18 protein-coding genes are annotated in these 15,881 nt (G+C 66.0%); 6 read left to right on the top strand and 12 right to left on the bottom strand.

What is annotated here, in order from left to right; all coding sequences use genetic code 11:
* Positions 1-115: 115 nt before the first annotated feature.
* The 10 genes from ACLQ25_RS31345 to ACLQ25_RS31300 form a co-directional block, all read right to left on the bottom strand.
* Positions 116-1,210: a hypothetical protein gene (locus tag ACLQ25_RS31345; protein ID WP_425734345.1), complete on the bottom strand. Its 1,095-nt coding sequence runs from the start codon at positions 1,208-1,210 to the stop codon at positions 116-118.
* A 175-nt stretch (positions 1,211-1,385) separates the two neighbouring features.
* Positions 1,386-2,423, bottom strand: a complete 1,038-nt coding sequence (locus tag ACLQ25_RS31340; protein ID WP_425734344.1) for a helix-turn-helix transcriptional regulator — start codon at positions 2,421-2,423, stop codon at positions 1,386-1,388.
* 59 nt (positions 2,424-2,482) lie between these two features.
* Positions 2,483-3,577: a glycosyltransferase family 4 protein gene (locus ACLQ25_RS31335; RefSeq protein WP_425734343.1), complete on the bottom strand. Its 1,095-nt coding sequence runs from the start codon at positions 3,575-3,577 to the stop codon at positions 2,483-2,485.
* Positions 3,564-4,511, bottom strand: coding sequence for a DNA-3-methyladenine glycosylase family protein (locus ACLQ25_RS31330; protein ID WP_425734342.1), 948 nt, complete (start codon positions 4,509-4,511; stop codon positions 3,564-3,566). The genes ACLQ25_RS31335 and ACLQ25_RS31330 overlap by 14 nt, the downstream gene beginning before the upstream one ends.
* On the bottom strand, positions 4,508-5,449 hold the full coding sequence (locus ACLQ25_RS31325; RefSeq protein ID WP_425734341.1) for a S66 peptidase family protein: 942 nt from the start codon (positions 5,447-5,449) through the stop codon (positions 4,508-4,510). Before ACLQ25_RS31325 ends, ACLQ25_RS31330 begins: the two co-directional genes overlap by 4 nt.
* 5 nt (positions 5,450-5,454) lie before the next feature.
* A complete protein-coding gene (locus ACLQ25_RS31320) occupies positions 5,455-7,860 on the bottom strand; it encodes an SUMF1/EgtB/PvdO family nonheme iron enzyme (protein ID WP_425734340.1) in 2,406 nt (801 codons plus the stop codon).
* Between the two features lie 9 nt (positions 7,861-7,869).
* Positions 7,870-8,601 (bottom strand): SDR family NAD(P)-dependent oxidoreductase, encoded by a 732-nt coding sequence (locus tag ACLQ25_RS31315; RefSeq protein WP_425734339.1) that lies wholly within the window; start codon positions 8,599-8,601, stop codon positions 7,870-7,872.
* Positions 8,601-9,032, bottom strand: coding sequence for a hypothetical protein (locus ACLQ25_RS31310; RefSeq protein WP_425734338.1), 432 nt, complete (start codon positions 9,030-9,032; stop codon positions 8,601-8,603). The genes ACLQ25_RS31315 and ACLQ25_RS31310 overlap by 1 nt, the downstream gene beginning before the upstream one ends.
* On the bottom strand, positions 9,029-10,408 hold the full coding sequence (locus tag ACLQ25_RS31305; protein ID WP_425734337.1) for a B12-binding domain-containing radical SAM protein: 1,380 nt from the start codon (positions 10,406-10,408) through the stop codon (positions 9,029-9,031). The genes ACLQ25_RS31310 and ACLQ25_RS31305 overlap by 4 nt, the downstream gene beginning before the upstream one ends.
* Positions 10,405-11,454, bottom strand: coding sequence for a radical SAM protein (locus tag ACLQ25_RS31300; protein ID WP_425734336.1), 1,050 nt, complete (start codon positions 11,452-11,454; stop codon positions 10,405-10,407). Before ACLQ25_RS31300 ends, ACLQ25_RS31305 begins: the two co-directional genes overlap by 4 nt.
* 139 nt (positions 11,455-11,593) lie before the next feature.
* On the opposite strand from ACLQ25_RS31300, the gene ACLQ25_RS31295 reads away from it, so the two are divergent.
* Positions 11,594-11,959, top strand: a complete 366-nt coding sequence (locus tag ACLQ25_RS31295) for a hypothetical protein (protein ID WP_425734335.1) — start codon at positions 11,594-11,596, stop codon at positions 11,957-11,959.
* An 89-nt stretch (positions 11,960-12,048) separates the two neighbouring features.
* On the opposite strand, the gene ACLQ25_RS31290 is transcribed toward ACLQ25_RS31295, so the two are convergent.
* Positions 12,049-12,249 carry a DUF397 domain-containing protein gene (locus ACLQ25_RS31290; protein ID WP_425734334.1) on the bottom strand — a complete coding sequence of 67 codons (201 nt, stop codon included), beginning with the start codon at positions 12,247-12,249 and terminating at the stop codon, positions 12,049-12,051.
* Positions 12,236-13,093: a helix-turn-helix domain-containing protein gene (locus ACLQ25_RS31285; protein ID WP_425734333.1), complete on the bottom strand. Its 858-nt coding sequence runs from the start codon at positions 13,091-13,093 to the stop codon at positions 12,236-12,238. Before ACLQ25_RS31285 ends, ACLQ25_RS31290 begins: the two co-directional genes overlap by 14 nt.
* 264 nt (positions 13,094-13,357) lie before the next feature.
* On the opposite strand from ACLQ25_RS31285, the gene ACLQ25_RS31280 reads away from it, so the two are divergent.
* The 5 genes from ACLQ25_RS31280 (at position 13,358) to ACLQ25_RS31260 (ending at position 15,787) form a co-directional block, all read left to right on the top strand.
* On the top strand, positions 13,358-13,504 hold the full coding sequence (locus ACLQ25_RS31280) for a hypothetical protein (protein WP_425734332.1): 147 nt from the start codon (positions 13,358-13,360) through the stop codon (positions 13,502-13,504).
* A gap of 20 nt (positions 13,505-13,524) precedes the next feature.
* A complete protein-coding gene (locus ACLQ25_RS31275) occupies positions 13,525-13,743 on the top strand; it encodes a hypothetical protein (protein ID WP_425734331.1) in 219 nt (72 codons plus the stop codon).
* A gap of 495 nt (positions 13,744-14,238) precedes the next feature.
* Complete coding sequence (locus tag ACLQ25_RS31270) at positions 14,239-14,733, top strand: hypothetical protein (protein ID WP_425734330.1); 495 nt, start codon at positions 14,239-14,241, stop codon at positions 14,731-14,733.
* On the top strand, positions 14,733-15,152 hold the full coding sequence (locus tag ACLQ25_RS31265) for a helix-turn-helix domain-containing protein (RefSeq protein ID WP_425734329.1): 420 nt from the start codon (positions 14,733-14,735) through the stop codon (positions 15,150-15,152). The genes ACLQ25_RS31270 and ACLQ25_RS31265 overlap by 1 nt, the downstream gene beginning before the upstream one ends.
* Positions 15,149-15,787 carry a helix-turn-helix domain-containing protein gene (locus ACLQ25_RS31260; RefSeq protein WP_425734328.1) on the top strand — a complete coding sequence of 213 codons (639 nt, stop codon included), beginning with the start codon at positions 15,149-15,151 and terminating at the stop codon, positions 15,785-15,787. Before ACLQ25_RS31265 ends, ACLQ25_RS31260 begins: the two co-directional genes overlap by 4 nt.
* Positions 15,788-15,881: the final 94 nt, after the last annotated feature.

The raw sequence follows: 15,881 nt of genomic DNA, 5'->3' as shown, positions 1-15,881 counted from the left end.
CATCGTCCGCGCCGCTCTCCACCTCACCCATTTCGAATACCGATACCTACCGGATTCTTGTTGAGATCACGTCATTGACTCCGCAGCGCTGACTCTCGTGGGAACGGCGGCGGCGTCACATCGGGCCGGACCATTCATCCAGTCTTGCGGCCACCGCCGCGAGGTGCCCGTTGACGAGCGCCACGAAGGATTCCGCAGTGTGTGCTGGGAAGTAGATGGGAACTAAGCCGAAGAGCGGCTGCACTACGTCAACTCTGGTTGAATCAATAGGCTGCACCAGATTGTAATGCGTAAGGGTGTTGCGAAGCGACCTAGCCGGGCGGCTGAGGAGGAGTTGCGTCTCGGCCGCCTCAACGAGGCTGGTCAGGATCTTCGTGGAGCGCGCAGTCAACGTCTGACCTTGGTCGGTTCGCAGCATGTGTAGGCTGGTCAGGACTTGATACAACGTCAGAAATCGGATTTTGAACGCAGAGTATTCAGGCACGCCAGAGTTGCTGGTGATCAACTCCGCGAAGTTCATCAAACCCTGGAAGAAAGTCAAGAGCGCATTCAAGTCAGGATTACCTGGACCGTCAAAAACCTTCCGATAATACCTGCCTGAGCGAACATCTTCCTCTCGCGGGCTGAATGCCTGAGAGTCCAGTCGCCGAACGAAGGTCTCACCCGGCACGCCGAGGCGAGTACCCAGCGCTCCAAAGTAGTGGCCGTATTCTTCGTAGATCCCTTTGATTGCCGTCCGGTCTAGGCTCAGTAGAACGGCGGAATCGATGCCGGAATTAAAGGAAATTGAGTGCGTCGTGCCAATAATCCTGTTGTTGTAGCGGAAGATTCCAAGGTCATCTCCGAGTAAGCGGGTGAAGAGATTCTTACCTCGAAACATGGCCCCATGCGGTGCGAGGATCTCGTTCCGAAAGTAGGCAAGTTGCCCTTCAATGCCGCGCTTATTATCATCAAAAAGCTTGAGACTGTGGCGCGAACGGGCCACGATAGGTTCTACCGTGGCGGACAGGTTCTCGATTTGGAACGAGTCTACAGTTCTTAGCTTCTTGGAAGATTCGTAAACATAGAGCGAGAGATACGGGGCCAGGCAGAGCAAAGTAATGCTGGCCATCCCGGAGTCTTCGATGGCCCGATTGTCCAACACTAAGCCCTTAGCGTATTCAATATCTCGGTCGATGCCTTGCTGAATGACCAACTCTTCAAGCGTCACGTCAGGATGCTAAACCAAGAGCATCGAACGGGGTTAGATCAGCTATGCGGCACCCCGTCCTCGATACTGCCAACGGCGATCCCTCAACTCCTAGATCGATCTTGCACGTCATCGCATCCCTGGCACCCGGACAGCCCTCGGCCGACCAACGGAGCATCCTTGGTTGGCATCGCCGTTATCGTGAGCTTCGCGGGTTGCGGCCTCGGGTTGCTCGGAGACGGCTGTCGTCGTGGAGGTAGCTGGGATCCGTGTCGGTGCTGTCTTCTCGTTCGTAGACGGCCAGCGCTCGTTGATGATGACGGCGTAGTGCCTGGCGAAGTTCTGCGGGCTCCTCAGCAGCGACGTCAGCGCCAAAGCTGGCCACGAGCGGCACGAGCCATTGCCAGTTGTCCACGTAAAGGATGATCCGCACCGAACCGTCTGGTTCGTGGTGGACCTCCGAGTCGGGCTTGAGCCCCAGCCGTAGCATCTCTTCGCGGGCGCTGGCTTGAACGCGAAGCGCAGCCCGGGTGGAGCCGCGTCCGTAGTCTTCGAGGGCTTGGGTCCACCATTCGCGCAGGTCGAACGCATCGCCAGGGTGGGCGAAGGTCAGGTCAGTACGGCTAAGGCGGTCGATGAGGTTGAGGCGGTAGCGGCGAGGTTCTCCTCGGGTGGGTGCGGCGACGAGCCACCATTCGCCACCCTTCCAAACCAGCCCGTAGGGCTTGACCGTCATCGTCTCGGCGGCCTGGGAGCGTTTGACGCGGACGGTGATCTCGATGGCGGTGCTGGTGAGCAGTGCGTAGCGGATGGCGGGGACGTGGCCGGAGCCCTCGTCTTGCCAGTACCAGTCCCGGGTGTCGAAGTAGATGCGCTGGCCGATCTTGCGGAGTGTGTCTCTGGCGTAGGCGCTGACCCCGCCGGCTTGGAGGAGGCCGGGGTCGGTTATGGCGTCGTCTCCGTTGTCGATGAGGCCGAGCACGTAGAGGCGTAGTACGTCGTCCGCGTCCATGATCAGTGGGTCGACGGGGCTTTCGGCGCTGAGGCGGTAGCCGCCTTCGCGGCCGGCGACGGACTCGATGGGCAGCCCGGCGGTGTTGAGTTCTTCGATGTCGCGGTAGATGGTGCGGACGCTGACATCGAAACGGGTGGCGAGTGCGGTGGCCGAGATCCAGCTCTTGGACCGTAGTTGCTGCACGATGCCGATGTGGCGGGCATAGCGCTGGTTGACCACGATTGCTCCTGACCTGGCGACTGTCACCATTGTCAGGGTTGCGCGGTGTGGTGGCTAGATCATCGATCGACTGCGCTGCGGTAGGTGTCGAGGAGGGCGGTGCCGGCGGTCGCGGCGGTGTAGTGGGCGAGGTGGTCAGCAACGGTCTGCGCCGAGGGCGAGGGCTGCTGGCAGCGGGCGACGATGGCCTTTGCCATCTGGTCGTCGTCGTATGGGTCGGTGTAGGTGACCAGGTCACCGGCGATCTCGCGGTTGACCGGGGTGTCGGCTGCCAGTACGGGCGCGCCTGCGGTCAGCGCCTCGTGGACGGGCAGCCCGAAGCCTTCGTAGAACGAGGGCCAGACGAACGCGGTGCAGGTGGCGAAGTGTTGCGCCAGGAGTTGGTTGTCTATGTGGCCGAGGACGGCGATGTCGGGCGTGCCGTTGATGGGGAAGCTGCGTTCCCAGCCGAGGCGGCCGACGAGTTTCAGTTGCGGGGGCACGGTGTCGGGTGCGGCTTGGCGGGCGATTCGGAAGGCGCGGACCAGTCGGGGGATGTTCTTGGTGGGGATGTAGACGCCGACGGCCAGCAGGAAGGGCTGTGCTGGTCGGGCGGTGGTGCGGGCGTGGTGGAGTTGGGCGGCGAAACGGCTGTCGATGAAGTTCGGCACGACGGTCAGCGGCTGCGCGGGTTCGCCGAAGACGTTGACGATGTCGGCGCGGCTGGAGTGGGAGACGGTGATGATCGCCCGTAGTTGCGGGTGGTGGAGTTGGCCGCGCAGCCGGTCGTTGTCCTCGTCGCGGATGCGTTTGACCATCAGCTCGGGGTAGAGGTAGCGGCCGGGGTCGTGCAGCGTGTAGACGGCGGGGTGGTCGAACCGGCGGGGTAGGTCGAACGGGTAGTGCACGAGGTCGGGCTCGAAGCTGCGTAGCACTCTGGTCAGGGCGTGGGCGTGGCGAGTGCTGACGGTGAGCACCTGGACGTGCGGGTAGGCATCGGCCGGAAACGCGGCCCGCTCGCTGTCGCGGACTACGACGGCGGTGTGGACGTGCTCGGGTACGGTGCCGAGGGCTTCGAGCAGGAGCAGGATGTAGCGTTCGACGCCGGTCTGGAAGCTGCCGCGCCAGTAGCGGGCGTCGATCGCGACGCGGATGCGGGTGTCAGGACCGGGCACCGGAGCGCACCCCCACGGTCTTGCCGATGGTGCTGACCCACTGTTCGGTGTCGGTGGTGAGGAAATCGAGGACGTGTTCGCCGAGCTGTCCCCAGCGTTGGTCAATGAAGGCTGCGACCGCTTCCGGCGTGGGGTTGGGGTTGTCCATGTAGAGCCGCCCGATGACGTCTATGACGTAGGTGTCGACGTGGGGTGTGCCGCCGCTGCCGTAGACGAGGTTCGTGGTGAGGTTGGCGGTGTAGGGGCCGACGCCCTTGACGCCGAGCAGGTCGGTGATCACCTCACCCGGTGGGCGGGTCCGCCAGTCGGCCCAGGTGTAGCCGACATCGGTGAGGTAGCCGGCAACGTTGGCAAGGTCTTTCGCCCGGAACCCGACCTTGCAGGCCCGTAGTTCTTCGTCCGTGGCGCGGGCCATCATCGGCGGTGTCGGGAACACGTACACGGGCTCGCCGGCTGCCGTTTCCCCGCTGGGCTCGCCGAAGGCGGCGGCGAGGTTGCGCATCATCGCGTAGATCCGGTTGAAGTTGGTGCGCTTAGCGCACACCACCCCGCACAGCGCCTCGAACACATCGGGATAGAGCTTGCCGCGACCGAGGCCGCGGTGGTTGACGGCGGCTTGCAGGACCGGATCGCCGGAGGCGAGGGCAACGATCTGCTCGTACGGGTAGTCGAGTTGCAGGCAGCGCACCAACGCGGCGCGAACCTGGTCGATGCCGTCGGGTACGGCGTCGTCCACGGTGACCTGGGCGGTGAGCTGATTCGGCGCGCTCTGCCTGATCCGGGCAACGGCGTGGTGGGCGTCCTTGGGTCCGACACGCAGCGGGCGGACCAACTCGTCACCGTCGCGAACCCACGGATAGATCAGGTAGGTCTCCAGCGCGTAGGTGAAGTCGACGTGAGTGTCCAGGTCGAGGACAAGGTCGTGGACGCTCATCGAGCCTCGATCAGGTCGTCGCGGTACCGCAGGACTGGGCTGTTGTCGTCGAGGTGCAACTCGATCGCGCCGCCGATCGGCAGCGGGATCTTGCGGGGGGTGTGCCCAAACTCGACGTTGGTGATCACCGGGAAGGTCCCGCCGACGCATCGCACGATCAGGTCGTCCCAGGTCTCGTCGGGCGCGTCCCCCTGGCTGGTGTCTACGGGCACGCCGACGACGAGCGCGGCGATCCGGTCGAACACGCCAGCCAACCGCAGGTGGGTGAGGGCCGCCTCGATGTCTACCCAGCCCACGAAGACCTCTTCGAGGATCAGGATGGCGCCGTCGAGGTCGGGTAGGTAATCGGTCCCGACGAGCGCGCGGATGGTGCCGAGGTGCCCGCCGACGACCGGGCCTCGCACCGTGGCGCCCGCGCCGCGCACGATCCTCCAGTCCTTGCCAGGGACTTCCCGACCGGTCAAGCCGCTGGTGACGGCATCGAAGAAGGCGGCGGCGGTTTCGTCGTGCACGGGGCGTTGGAAGAAGTCGTACCCGGAGGGGCCGTGCAGAGTCAGCAAGCCGGTGCGGGCGTGGATGGCGTTGAGCAGGATGGAGGGGTCGGACATGCCGGTCAAGATGGTGGGGTTGGCGGCGATGGCGTCGTAGTCGAGCAGAGGCAGCAGTTGCGCTGCGCCCTTGCCGCCGGTGGCGGGCACGATGAGCCGCACGTCCGGATCGGTGAAGGCGGCATTGAGGTCAGCGGCGCGCTGCTCGACCGGGCCAGCGAGGTACCCGGTAGCGGCTCGGCAGCTCGGGTAGGCGTGCACCACGTATCCGCGTCCGCGCAGGTAGCCGACGAGCCGATCAAGGTCGTCGTTGCACACCGGGGATGAGGTGGCGACCACCGCCACGGTGGAACCGGGTGGCGCTGCTGGAGGCCGAATCGTGGTGGGCATAGCCCCTACCTTTCGGGTTGATCGTCCGGTGCGGCGTCGCGGACAACGCGGAAGCCCACAAGGTGCCCGCAGTGCTCGGCGGACTCCAGGGGGCGCACTGTGGTTCGCAGGAAATAGGTGTTGGCGCGGGTGTCACCGCCTCGGTACTGCGGATGGTCGCGGTAGCTGCTTGAGCACCACTGCCAGAGGTGGCCGGTCATGTCCTCGACTCCGAACGGCGATGTCCCCCAACAGTTGGCGGTAATCGTATTGAGGTCAGAACCCCGGGCCAAGCATCGCGGCGGCCCAGGCATAGCAGAGCCCCAGGGGAACCAACGGCCGTCGGTGCCGCGAGCGGCGAACTCCCATTCGTCCTCGCTGGGCAGCCGACCGCCGGCCCACAGCGCGTAGCGCTGCGCCCAGGCCCAGGGCACGATCGCCGGGAGTTGCCCCGTCCCGAACACCGGTTGCACATCCCCGACCGGTCCGAGAACGTACTGCTTGGCCGTCGCTTCGACAGCCGCAGCCTGTTCTGCTCGATCGGTCGTACGGAGGAAAGCGGCGAACATATCGCGGCTGACGAGGTGCTGATCCATCCAGAACGGACAGAGGTCGACCGGTCGAATATCCTCACCAATGGGGTCAAGCCCAAACACGGACCGGACCACAGCGCGGTCCTCCACGCAGAGCCCGAGGGTCGCCGAACCACCTGGCACGAGCACCTCGGTAGCGCCATCACTGCCCCTAAGCCGAGTCTGCTTCGGGATCTCGGGCATGGGCTTCAGGGCAGCGTCGAGGTAGCGGCCCATCACCGTCAGAAGGTCGTCGGGGCTTTCCCCGTCACGAGTGATGGTGGAGCCGGTCAGTAGCCACCCGGCCCCGTCTGGTACCGGCTCGGCCCACTTCTGGTGGGCGTACCACTGGGCATAGGTCTCGTTCCGCCCGTTGGGCTGCCAGCGGGCGGTTATCTCCTTGTAGCCCCGGCCGAGCACAACGGCTTGAACCTGGCCGAACATGCGCCGCTGGGCTCCCGCCCATAGCAGGCGGCAGCTTGCTAGAAACGAGTCCAGCCGGGCTGGGCCGTCCGGCGGGTAGGTGATCTCGGCGCAGCCGATGATCTCGTCAACAAGGTCTGAGCCGTGGTAGGTGACCTGGAACGCCAGGACACTCCACGCCGGGTCGGCGACCAGGGCCGCCAACTGGTCGCCGGTGCGGCGAGGGGTGGTCATGTTGAACTGGTTGGTGCGGGCGTGCAACTGCGCGAGCCGCCGCAGGGTCTCCGCGTCGGTCGGGTCCTCGATGCACACGATCTCCGGGACGAGTTCGCCGCTGCGGCGTGCCTGGTAGTAGCGGGTGCGTTGCAGGTCCGAGGTCGTGGGCGGCTGGTCGCTGCCGGGGTGTAGTTGGCGGCACAGATCGGTGACGAGCAGCGGAGTGGCGGCCACCGCGGGCACATGCAGTGCCGGGAACGCGGCGCGGAGCCGCTCCTGCTGGCCGGGGTTGTCGTCGATGAACACGGCGTGCTGCGCGGAGATGTTGTCGAAGTAGCCCAAAGCCCATGTGGTCGCGGCGGTTTTGTCGATGTCCTGCGCTGCCCATAACTCCGCTAGTGGCACCGCCGGCTCGATACCGGCGAGGGCAGCCTGCGCCTCGGCCGGGTCGTTCTTGCTGATGCCCGCAAGGAGAGCGCCGCGCTCCTGACGAACGGTGAGATGGTGTCGCCACACACGGTGGCTGAGTTGGCCGACGACCCCACGGGCTGTGAATGCTCCCGGGAGGCCATCCTCGGCTACCGTGCCGGGCCACAGCACTCCGTCGAGGTCGGTCAGCAGCACCTTGGGTGCGGTTGCCAGGTGCGGGGCGAGTGCCTGCCAGTGCGTCCAGGCCAGGTCCAGCAGGCGGTTCCACAGGTAGCCGATGCGGTCGTGGCGGCCGAGCACCTCCAGCGTGGCGGCCACCGCTGGGAAGTCCTCACCGGCGGTCAGCACGTCGAGGTCGGCCGCTTGGTGCGCTGGTATCACCACCGCCCCGGCGGCCGTCGTCGTCTCGGTGACAGCCGCGTTCGCAGCCTCTACCGCCTGTGCCGATTCCGGGTCGGCGTAGGGCAGGGTCTGGACTAACAAGGGGTGCGACCGGCAGTCAAGGACAGACAGCAGTTCCCGCAGCTCGGCGGTTAGCGTGGTCTCGGCCTGGCTGGCGTTGGCGTACACCGCGCTCGCGGCCTCCAACGCCGCCGTCACGACGACCGTGACCCTCAACGGGTGTTCCTGCACGTTCCCGAGCCTGGCGGCGAGCCGTTGCACCAGCAGCGCCAACCCGGGCAGTCTCGCCCCGCTCGGAACGAAGCTGATATCGAAGACTTCGCTCTCCGGCTCGCCAGCGAGGTCTGGCCGTTCGAGATCGGCCAGCCAGCGCATGTATCCGACCGTCATCGTCGCCTCCTACCGCGCGCCGCTGTCGAAGATCAGCCGCACCACCGTGCCGGTGGCGTAGTCCCATACCGGGTCACAACCCAACCCGGCGATCACTCCCGCTACTTCCTCCACCGTCAATGCTCGGCCAGCGGGCAGGTCGGCGTAGTGTGCGTCAACGTCGGTGACTCCCTTCATGGCCAGGATCTGCTCGGCCTGCGGGGAGGCGATCAGCGACGGCGCGACGACGTTGACCCGTACGCCGTGGCGGGCCTCCTCCTTGGCCAGGGTCAGCGCGAGCGCTTCCAACCCCGCCTTCGAGGCCGTGTACGCGCCGTTGCCGGCCCCGGCAACGCGCACGGTGTCCGAGCTGACCACCACGATCCGGGCTGTCCCGGCACGTGCCCGCGCGGCGAGCGCCTGCCAGGCCGTGACCAGGCCGAGCGCGTTCACCGCGAACAGCCGGGCGAACTCCTCGGTGGGCGTCTCCGCCACCGACCGTTTGGAGGACGCCACCCCGACGGTGAACACCACCACGGCCAGCCGGTCAGGGGCAGCGTCCACCGCCGCCCGTAGCCCGCTGGCGTCGCCGCTGGCCGCGTCGAACGGCACCCAGCAGGTACCGTCGCCGGTGTGGCCGGGGTGCTGCCCGTGATGGGTGGCAATCACGCCCAGCCCACGCGTGCGCAGCTCGGTAACCACGCTCCGGCCGATGGCACCGGACCCGCCGACCACCACCGCGAGATCCTGCCCGCCGCCCATCAGGCGGCCTCGGCGCGCGGCGAGTCGGGATGGTCGTTGACGAACATCTCCTCGAACCGCATCTGGACCGCCGGAATGTCGAACAGCGCGCCGACCGCACGTGCCGTGTCCGCCGAGGCGGGGTCGTTGCGGCCGATGACCACCACGCAGTCCGGAAAGGCCACGTACATCCGCTCGTCGTCGAGGAAGTGCGCGTAGAACCGTCTCGGCAGGAGCACCTGGGCTACCTGCATGGCGACCGTCAAGACGCGGTGGCGGGTCACTGCGAGTTCGGCGATCTGCACCGGCAGGGTGCCGCTTAGCAGGTGCGGATACCGGCGCACCACAACCGCCGGCAACGGCATGGGTAGCTGCCCGTCGGTCAGGCTCTCCATCAGCACCAGGCCACGCATCATGTCCTCCGAGTCCTCAACCGCCTGTTCGGGTTTCATGCCGGCACCTCCGCTCGTGCTGCCCCGGGCTGTTTGACCAGGCGCGTGTGGGCGCGGGCACGCGCGACGGTCGCCGCCGAAGTCCACGGCGTCTGCGAGTCGTAGTAGTCGAAGTCGGCCCAGCCCTCCAACGTGTCCGGTGCCTCGAACCCGTAGCGCAGCGCGTCATCGAAGAGCGGCGTGCCGGGAAACGGGCCGAACAGGTGCACCCGCGTCTCGGGCCGTGGATGCAGTTGGCTGATTGCGGTTAGCAAGTCGTACGTCTCGTCCACCTCGGCATCGGTTTCTCCGGGAAACCCGACGATGAACGTGTAGCAGCCGAGGATGCCGTGCGCGGCGATGTCGGCCGCCACGTCGTACGCCTGCTCCCGGGTGATCTCCTTACGAACAACCTCCCGCAGCACCCGGTCCGAGCCCGACTCGATCCCCATCAGCAGCCGCCGGCACCCCGAGCCGGCGATACTGCCCAACAGGTCGAGCCGCTGCTTCCGGGAGCGCAGCACATCGTTCGGGTTGATCGATGCCGCCCAGCCGATCCCGAGCTGGCGTGCGGCGAGTGCCTGGCAGAAGTCGACCGCCCGGCGGGGCTGGACGAAGAAGTCGGCGTCGTAAAACTTGATCCCACTCAGGTCGTACGCCTCGACCAGTTCGGCGATGTCCCTCACGAGCGGATCGGCCGGCATCGCCGACCAGGCCCGCTGATATGTCAGCTCGTAGCAGAACTGGCACTTATAGACGCAGCCCTGCGACGAGACGTAGTTCAGCGTCCGGGGCGCCACCGTCGGATCATCGCGGACGTACTCCTGCACGTTGAGCAACTGCCACGGGTACCCGGCCATCATCTCCGTCTTCGGCGCGTTCACCGGCCCCTTCACCAGGTGCCCGTCGCGCGTCATCAGCAGCCCGGGGACCTCGTCCAGCCGGCCAGACCCGAGCAGGCAACGCACCAGCTCCGGCATTGACCGCTGGCCGGGGCCAACCAAGGCCATGTCCACCAGCTCGTGCGCGGCGGTCTGCTCCCCAAGCACGTTGACATGCGGCCCGCCGAACACCACAGGCGGACAGCCGGATCGGAGCTTCGCCTCGCGCACCATGTCCAAGGCGTGCCGGATTTGCCCACCGCCGGTCATAATGCTGACCCCGATACACACGGCCCGGTCGAGGTGCTCGTCAAGGAACGCCGTCCACTGCTGCGCGGTGCGTTGATTCCCGTCGAAGATCACCACGTCGACGTCGCCATCCGCGAGGAGGCGTTGCGCGATCGTCAACAGCGAGAACGGCATCCAGTGGTATAGGTAGTCCTTTTCGTGCTCCACCTGCGGGTACGCCAGGATCACCAGCCGGCGCCGGGCCGGAGACGGAAGCAGCACCGTCATGACAGCACCTCCGCCGCCGACACCTTGCTTGCCTCCGCACGGAACGTCGCCCCCGCGTACACGTCGAGAGCCCGTTGTACGGTCGATTCCAGCTCGCCGCCGTCGCTGTCGAACAGCTCGGCCAACGGCACGGTGATGTCTTCCCGCAACAGGCAGAACTGCAACCGCAGGTCGGCCGTCAGCCGCAGCGCCATCAACGCGTCATGACATGGGAACAACGGGCAGGTGTTGCAGACCGATCCGTACCAGGCACCGGCGATGCTGTCCTTCACCACCACCTCGAACCCGGAGGTGAACGACAGGACGGTCATTGGGTGCCCCAACCCGCCCTGCGTCCGCGTCGAAATCTCCATGGCGTCCGCCGCGAACTGCGCCGTGATCGACTCCAACGGCACATACAGGTCCCGGATCACCCGCCCTGCGCGCTTATGCGCGAGCCGCTTCGCGAACGACTCGGCTCCCGCGTCGAGGTCCTGAATGACATCCAGAAGCTTCAGCGACGCAACGCCTTCCCGCTCGCAAAACGCGGCCAGGTCCGCCACCTCGTCGTCGTTGACGCCCGCCATGACCACCATGTTGACCTTTACCGGCACGCCTGTAGCCACACACGCCCGCAGCGCGTCCAGCACCGCAGCGTGATCGCCCTGGCCAGTGATCTCCCTGTGTAACGCCGGGTCGAGTGTGTCTACGCTCATGTTGAACTGGGTCACCCCGACCTGCGCCAGTCCGGCCGCCCGATCACCGATGCGTGGATGTCGCGAGATGACCTCGACCTCGCCGAACGCCGCCTCGGCGCGCAGCCGCTCGACCGCTTCCTCCAGCGGTTCGTACAGCGCCGGGTCGCCACCCGTCAGCTTCACCCCCGTCACACCCGCATGGCGGACCAGACGACCGACCGACACGAGGCGGTCGACGTTCAACTCGGTGCCCGCCGCAGTGAGCACCGCCTCACCGGAAGGCCGGCAGAAGAAGCACGCACGACCGCACCGCGAGTTCACGGTGACACGAAACTGAGGCAAAAGCCTGCCAGAACCCTGACGATCCATGCCTCAAGCGTCGATGGGCGCATTCATCAGGGTCAAGGTCTCGGCGGCAGGGTTGGTGTCAGGGTTTGTCGGCAACCCTCGACCAACACTGACACACACGGCCAACACCTGATCACGGGTTTCGCATACCATTGGACCCGTGCTTGCCGGAGTCCTGATCACCGAGAGTCTGCGCCACGACGTGACGGTCGAACGTCTCAACCTACGGGTCGACAAGATCGTCCGCTGGCGAAACCCCGACCCCGCACCCGGTCAGCCGGAAACCTGGACCATCGTGGACTTCACCTCGGACCGCAGCGATCCCGCGTCGCTTGCCGACCAGTTTGCGCAAGCCCTATCGAGTCCAGGGTGGTACGTCGACTTCCACAATGAAGATCAGAAGTTCATCGTCTTTCCTGACAAGACCTTCGTCTACAGCAGGGGCGACGACCGAGGTCGCGCCGAAGCCGTCGCCTATGCACGCTCAGTGGGCGTGCCCGACGATCAGTGCGACTGGGGCGAGTAGCCGTGGCCGTTGCTAGAGGTGGGTCGGGCTGCCAGACGAGGATCGACGGTGTTGGGTGCCCGCCCAGATCGACTGGGCACCCAACAACATCAGCCGGTCAAGTCAAACTCGCCGTGCTTCGCGCCATCGATGAACGCAACCCACCCTGCCTGCGTGAACTCCAGGATCGGCCCCTGACCACGGGCTTTGGTGTCCCTGACCCCCACAGCGTCCTTACCTAGGTGGGCGACCTCCACGCACGCACCGTTGTTGCCGGATCGGCTGGACTTGAACCACTTAACCGAGTCCATCCTTCTTCTCCTGAATCAATCGGGTGGACTCCCTGGGCGACAGCGACAGGGAGAGCAGGTGATCGAAGACGCCCGTGAGCCGCCGGATCTCCTCTGGTGACTCCAGGAACAATTCTCCCGCCAGGGTCTCGATGTAGCCAAGGGGCGGGTCACCATCCGCGAATGTCAGGACATCGAAGCCGCCGTGTACGGCGAGGTGAGCACCGGCGGCGAGCGTCAGGACCTGCACCGTGACGTTGGGCAGTGCGGAGACCGTGATGATGTGATCCAGTTGCTCGCGCCGCACGTCGGCGTCGCCGACCTCCAGCATCAGCGACTGTTCCGTGATGATCGCGTGCAGTCGAAGCGGCGGCCGGCGCGTAGTCAGCACCTCTTGGCGCTTGAGCCGCGCCTCGACACGTTGGGTGGTCTCCTCCTGGTCCGTCTCGCGACCGATGCGGATCACCGATTCGGCGTATGCGCGAGTCTGAATCAGCCCAGGGATGAGGGTCGGCTGGAACTCACGGAGTTCGACGGCTTCGGCTTCGTACGCGATGAACGTGGCGTATCGGGCCGGCAACGTGTTGAGCCTCTGCCACCAGCCCGGCTCCCGTAGTTGCTCGGCCATGCTCCGGAGCGCCAGCCCGTGCTCCTCGTCGTGCGGGACGTCATACGCGACGAGAATCTCCAGCACATCCCGCGGGCGCGGCTTGATGTCACCGGACTCGATGCGGGCGATCCGCTGCTGCGAGCACTTGAGCAGCTTGGCCGCGTCTCCCTGCGTGAGACTACGGGTCTCGCGTAGCCGCCGCAGTTCCCTGCCGAGGCGGCGAGACCGAGGTGTCGGTGGAGTGAATCCGGCCATGCTCTGATCCTCCCTCATGCGCAACCAGCGAACCCATGGGGCCACCCCATCCTGATGCTTGCCAGCATCGTACGATGCTGCAACACTGGCCAGCATAGTTGGTGGCTGTGCCACCGGGTTGCCATAGCAGTGGACGTCAACGCACTAGCGGCGATCACCACGCCCAGGACGACGGAGCTGCGCCCACGTGGCGACTTCGATGCACGACGGACAAGCCAGACAAGGGGACTCGCCCTACGCGTCAGGGTCAACTCGATTGAGGTGATGACGGTGCTGCTGTTCGGTGTTCTCACGGCGTTGATGGTCGGCTATATCGCCGGATTGGTGTCCTTCAAGATCAAGGAACGCTGGTGTCCACAGTGCGGCACCACCACAGCTGTTGCTCGGGAACAGGTCAGGCGAGCCCGATGACAGGTCCCCAGCTAGGTGACGTGATCGAGGTCAGCGAGCAGGACTACATGCACGGGACCGGTCATCTGACCCTACGAGTCACCCGTCTCGGTGACCAGGTACGGGTCCACGACGACGAGTGGCTGGAAGTTGAAGGTTTAGCGCTGCGGGCAGACGGCACACAGCTCGACCCGAACCCTCGCTCGGCACTCGTCCGGATGCGTGCGCTGCCCATCGAGCCGCCGTCGAGGTCGTCGTGAGCACGACATACCTGGCCAGCACAGCGCTGGAGGAGGTCGACCGAGCCCAGGCGGAGCTTGAACGTCATCTAGGGGTCCGGCCGTCCGGTGAGTGCGTGACGTGCGGTGAGGTCGAGCCGTGCCCCGGCCGTCAACAGGCTGGCTCCACGTTTATGAAGTACGGGCTTCTGCCGCGTCGCCGACCAGGCGTTTCAGGCGTTCGCCGTGCCACTCCAGCGCTGGAGAGCGCTGCGCCGCCGGCCTCGTGGTTCGCATCGGCCCCAGGCAGCGGTGCTGACGAGACGACCGGCACGGGGTCGTCTAGGTAGGCCGAACCACGACTGCCGAGCCAAGGTCAGACCACCAGACCTCGATCCTTCGAGCCTGTTCGATTTCGAGAGGGTACTGATAGTGAACGGCGTACCGGGCGCTCGGACGAGGGCTCCACGCAGTCCGAACGACTTGCTGCTGCGCGCACGGCTGGCGAGGCGGTCTCCGACGGGGTCGGGTCGAGTGATGTCGCGGCAGGAGGTTGCCGAGGCGGTCAACGCGTGGATCTGGGAGCACCAGAGACGACGCACCGACCTTGACAGCAGGTACGTCGGCAAGCTGGAGCGCGGTGAGTCCCGCTGGCCGGTGTCGCACGTTCGGGCCGGGCTGCGCGGGGTCTTCGGCGTGGACAGCGATGCCTCGATCGGGCTGTACGTCATCTACGGCTCCGGACGACCGGCCGAAGCCGCAAAGACCATGCCAGCTCCGGCATGTGAGACGCAGCCGCCACCCACACCGCTGATGTCCTCGATCGACCAGAGGGATGTGACGCCCACGGTCCATCTCGGCGTCGCGGCGGGTACGGCGGTCGTGGTCACGGTCGACAGTGGATCTGCCGGGCCGGTCCGCGTCGTACTGACCACGGTGCCCGAAGACCGTTCCGAACTCTCGGCGCTACCGCTGACGGCCAGTGGTGGGGCACAGGTGTACTCACTCGCCGACCGGCGAAGGCGGGCCTGATGGGGCAGCAGCCGGCCGAGTTGAGGCCCCACGCGTCTGCTCAACACTTCCTCGGCGCGGAGCTGCGGTGTTGGCGTCAGCAACGCGGGCTGTCGCTGGCACGGCTCGCGGCACTGGTGTACGTGAGCCCGGACCTGCTCGGCAAGATCGAAAAGGCCGAGCGTACGGCCAGCCTGGATGTCATGAGTCGCTGTGACGAGGCGTTGGAGACGGGCGGTGCGCTGGCCCGCCTGCGGCGCTTCGTGGACCACCCCACGGCAGCGCAGCCACGAACGGATGCGTCGGCGACGATCCCGACCCGGTACATGGTGGTAGTGGAGATCCTGCCTGTCGGGCCAGTCGACCCCGACGCCGCAAGCCTCGTGAACAGCGGTGGCCGGTCTCGCTTGTACGCACTCTGCAGCGGGCAGGGCCAATGATCAAAACGGATACGGATCCCGGACCCGTCACTCCTGAGCAGATTCGCGACCTGCAGAGGGCGCTGGGACGGCAGTTGGCCCACTGGCGCAAGGCGGCCGGCATGACCCAGGCTGCCCTTGGCAGACGGACGGCCTACTCCCGCAGTTCTGTGGCGAATGTGGAGATCGGGCGAAACACCACTCCCCGTGGCTTCTGGGAGCGCGCCGACCGCGAACTCCGGGCGGAGGGAGCGTTGGTAGAGGCGTTCGACACGCTCCAGGCATCGATCACCATCCTCCGCAGACATAGAGCGTGGGTGGCCGAGAACGAACGACTGCTACGCCATCAGGCAGCCGCGCCGCTGAAGCCACCACCCAGTCTCATGACCGCGACTCCCGGTTGCGGATGCACGGTCACGATCGCTCGCTGGAGAGAGCGGGAAGTCCTTGCGTTACGGGAGGCACTGCGGCTCAGCATCGGGTCATTCGCCGAACGGCTTCGCGTGCCTCCCTCGATCGTCGCCACGTGGGAGGACCACGGACAGCCTGAACCGCCGAGTCTGGCAATGCAGGCAGCCCTCGACGACCTCCTAAAACTCGCCGACCAGGACGCCCGGACCCGATTCGCACGGCTGTCAACGCCGGCTGAAGGTTGACCCCTCTGTTCCGGGCGGGGCGGATTCGAGCTGTCGTCGCAACGGTGACGATCGTCAGGGTGCCAGAGCTGTGTGGAAGACGTCGGCCGGGGTG

The sequence above is a fragment of the Micromonospora sp. DT44 genome, assembly GCF_049841635.1.
Taxonomy (GTDB): Bacteria; Actinomycetota; Actinomycetes; order Mycobacteriales; family Micromonosporaceae; genus Micromonospora.
Note: the sequence above shows the minus strand (reverse complement) of the source record. Positions and strands in the feature narration are given on the sequence as shown.

What these genes read in the sequence shown, in the direction of transcription:
- ACLQ25_RS31330 (WP_425734342.1), bottom strand. Translation starts at nt 4,511, where the DNA reads ATGAGCGTCCACGACCTTGTCCTCGACCTGGACACTCACGTCGACTTC.
- ACLQ25_RS31325 (WP_425734341.1), bottom strand. Translation starts at nt 5,449, where the DNA reads ATGCCCACCACGATTCGGCCTCCAGCAGCGCCACCCGGTTCCACCGTG.
- ACLQ25_RS31320 (WP_425734340.1), bottom strand. Translation starts at nt 7,860, where the DNA reads ATGACGGTCGGATACATGCGCTGGCTGGCCGATCTCGAACGGCCAGAC.
- ACLQ25_RS31315 (WP_425734339.1), bottom strand. Translation starts at nt 8,601, where the DNA reads ATGGGCGGCGGGCAGGATCTCGCGGTGGTGGTCGGCGGGTCCGGTGCC.
- ACLQ25_RS31310 (WP_425734338.1), bottom strand. Translation starts at nt 9,032, where the DNA reads ATGAAACCCGAACAGGCGGTTGAGGACTCGGAGGACATGATGCGTGGC.
- ACLQ25_RS31305 (WP_425734337.1), bottom strand. Translation starts at nt 10,408, where the DNA reads ATGACGGTGCTGCTTCCGTCTCCGGCCCGGCGCCGGCTGGTGATCCTG.
- ACLQ25_RS31300 (WP_425734336.1), bottom strand. Translation starts at nt 11,454, where the DNA reads ATGGATCGTCAGGGTTCTGGCAGGCTTTTGCCTCAGTTTCGTGTCACC.
- ACLQ25_RS31290 (WP_425734334.1), bottom strand. Translation starts at nt 12,249, where the DNA reads ATGGACTCGGTTAAGTGGTTCAAGTCCAGCCGATCCGGCAACAACGGT.
- ACLQ25_RS31285 (WP_425734333.1), bottom strand. Translation starts at nt 13,093, where the DNA reads ATGGCCGGATTCACTCCACCGACACCTCGGTCTCGCCGCCTCGGCAGG.
- ACLQ25_RS31280 (WP_425734332.1), top strand. Translation starts at nt 13,358, where the DNA reads ATGACGGTGCTGCTGTTCGGTGTTCTCACGGCGTTGATGGTCGGCTAT.
- ACLQ25_RS31270 (WP_425734330.1), top strand. Translation starts at nt 14,239, where the DNA reads ATGTCGCGGCAGGAGGTTGCCGAGGCGGTCAACGCGTGGATCTGGGAG.
- ACLQ25_RS31265 (WP_425734329.1), top strand. Translation starts at nt 14,733, where the DNA reads ATGGGGCAGCAGCCGGCCGAGTTGAGGCCCCACGCGTCTGCTCAACAC.
- ACLQ25_RS31260 (WP_425734328.1), top strand. Translation starts at nt 15,149, where the DNA reads ATGATCAAAACGGATACGGATCCCGGACCCGTCACTCCTGAGCAGATT.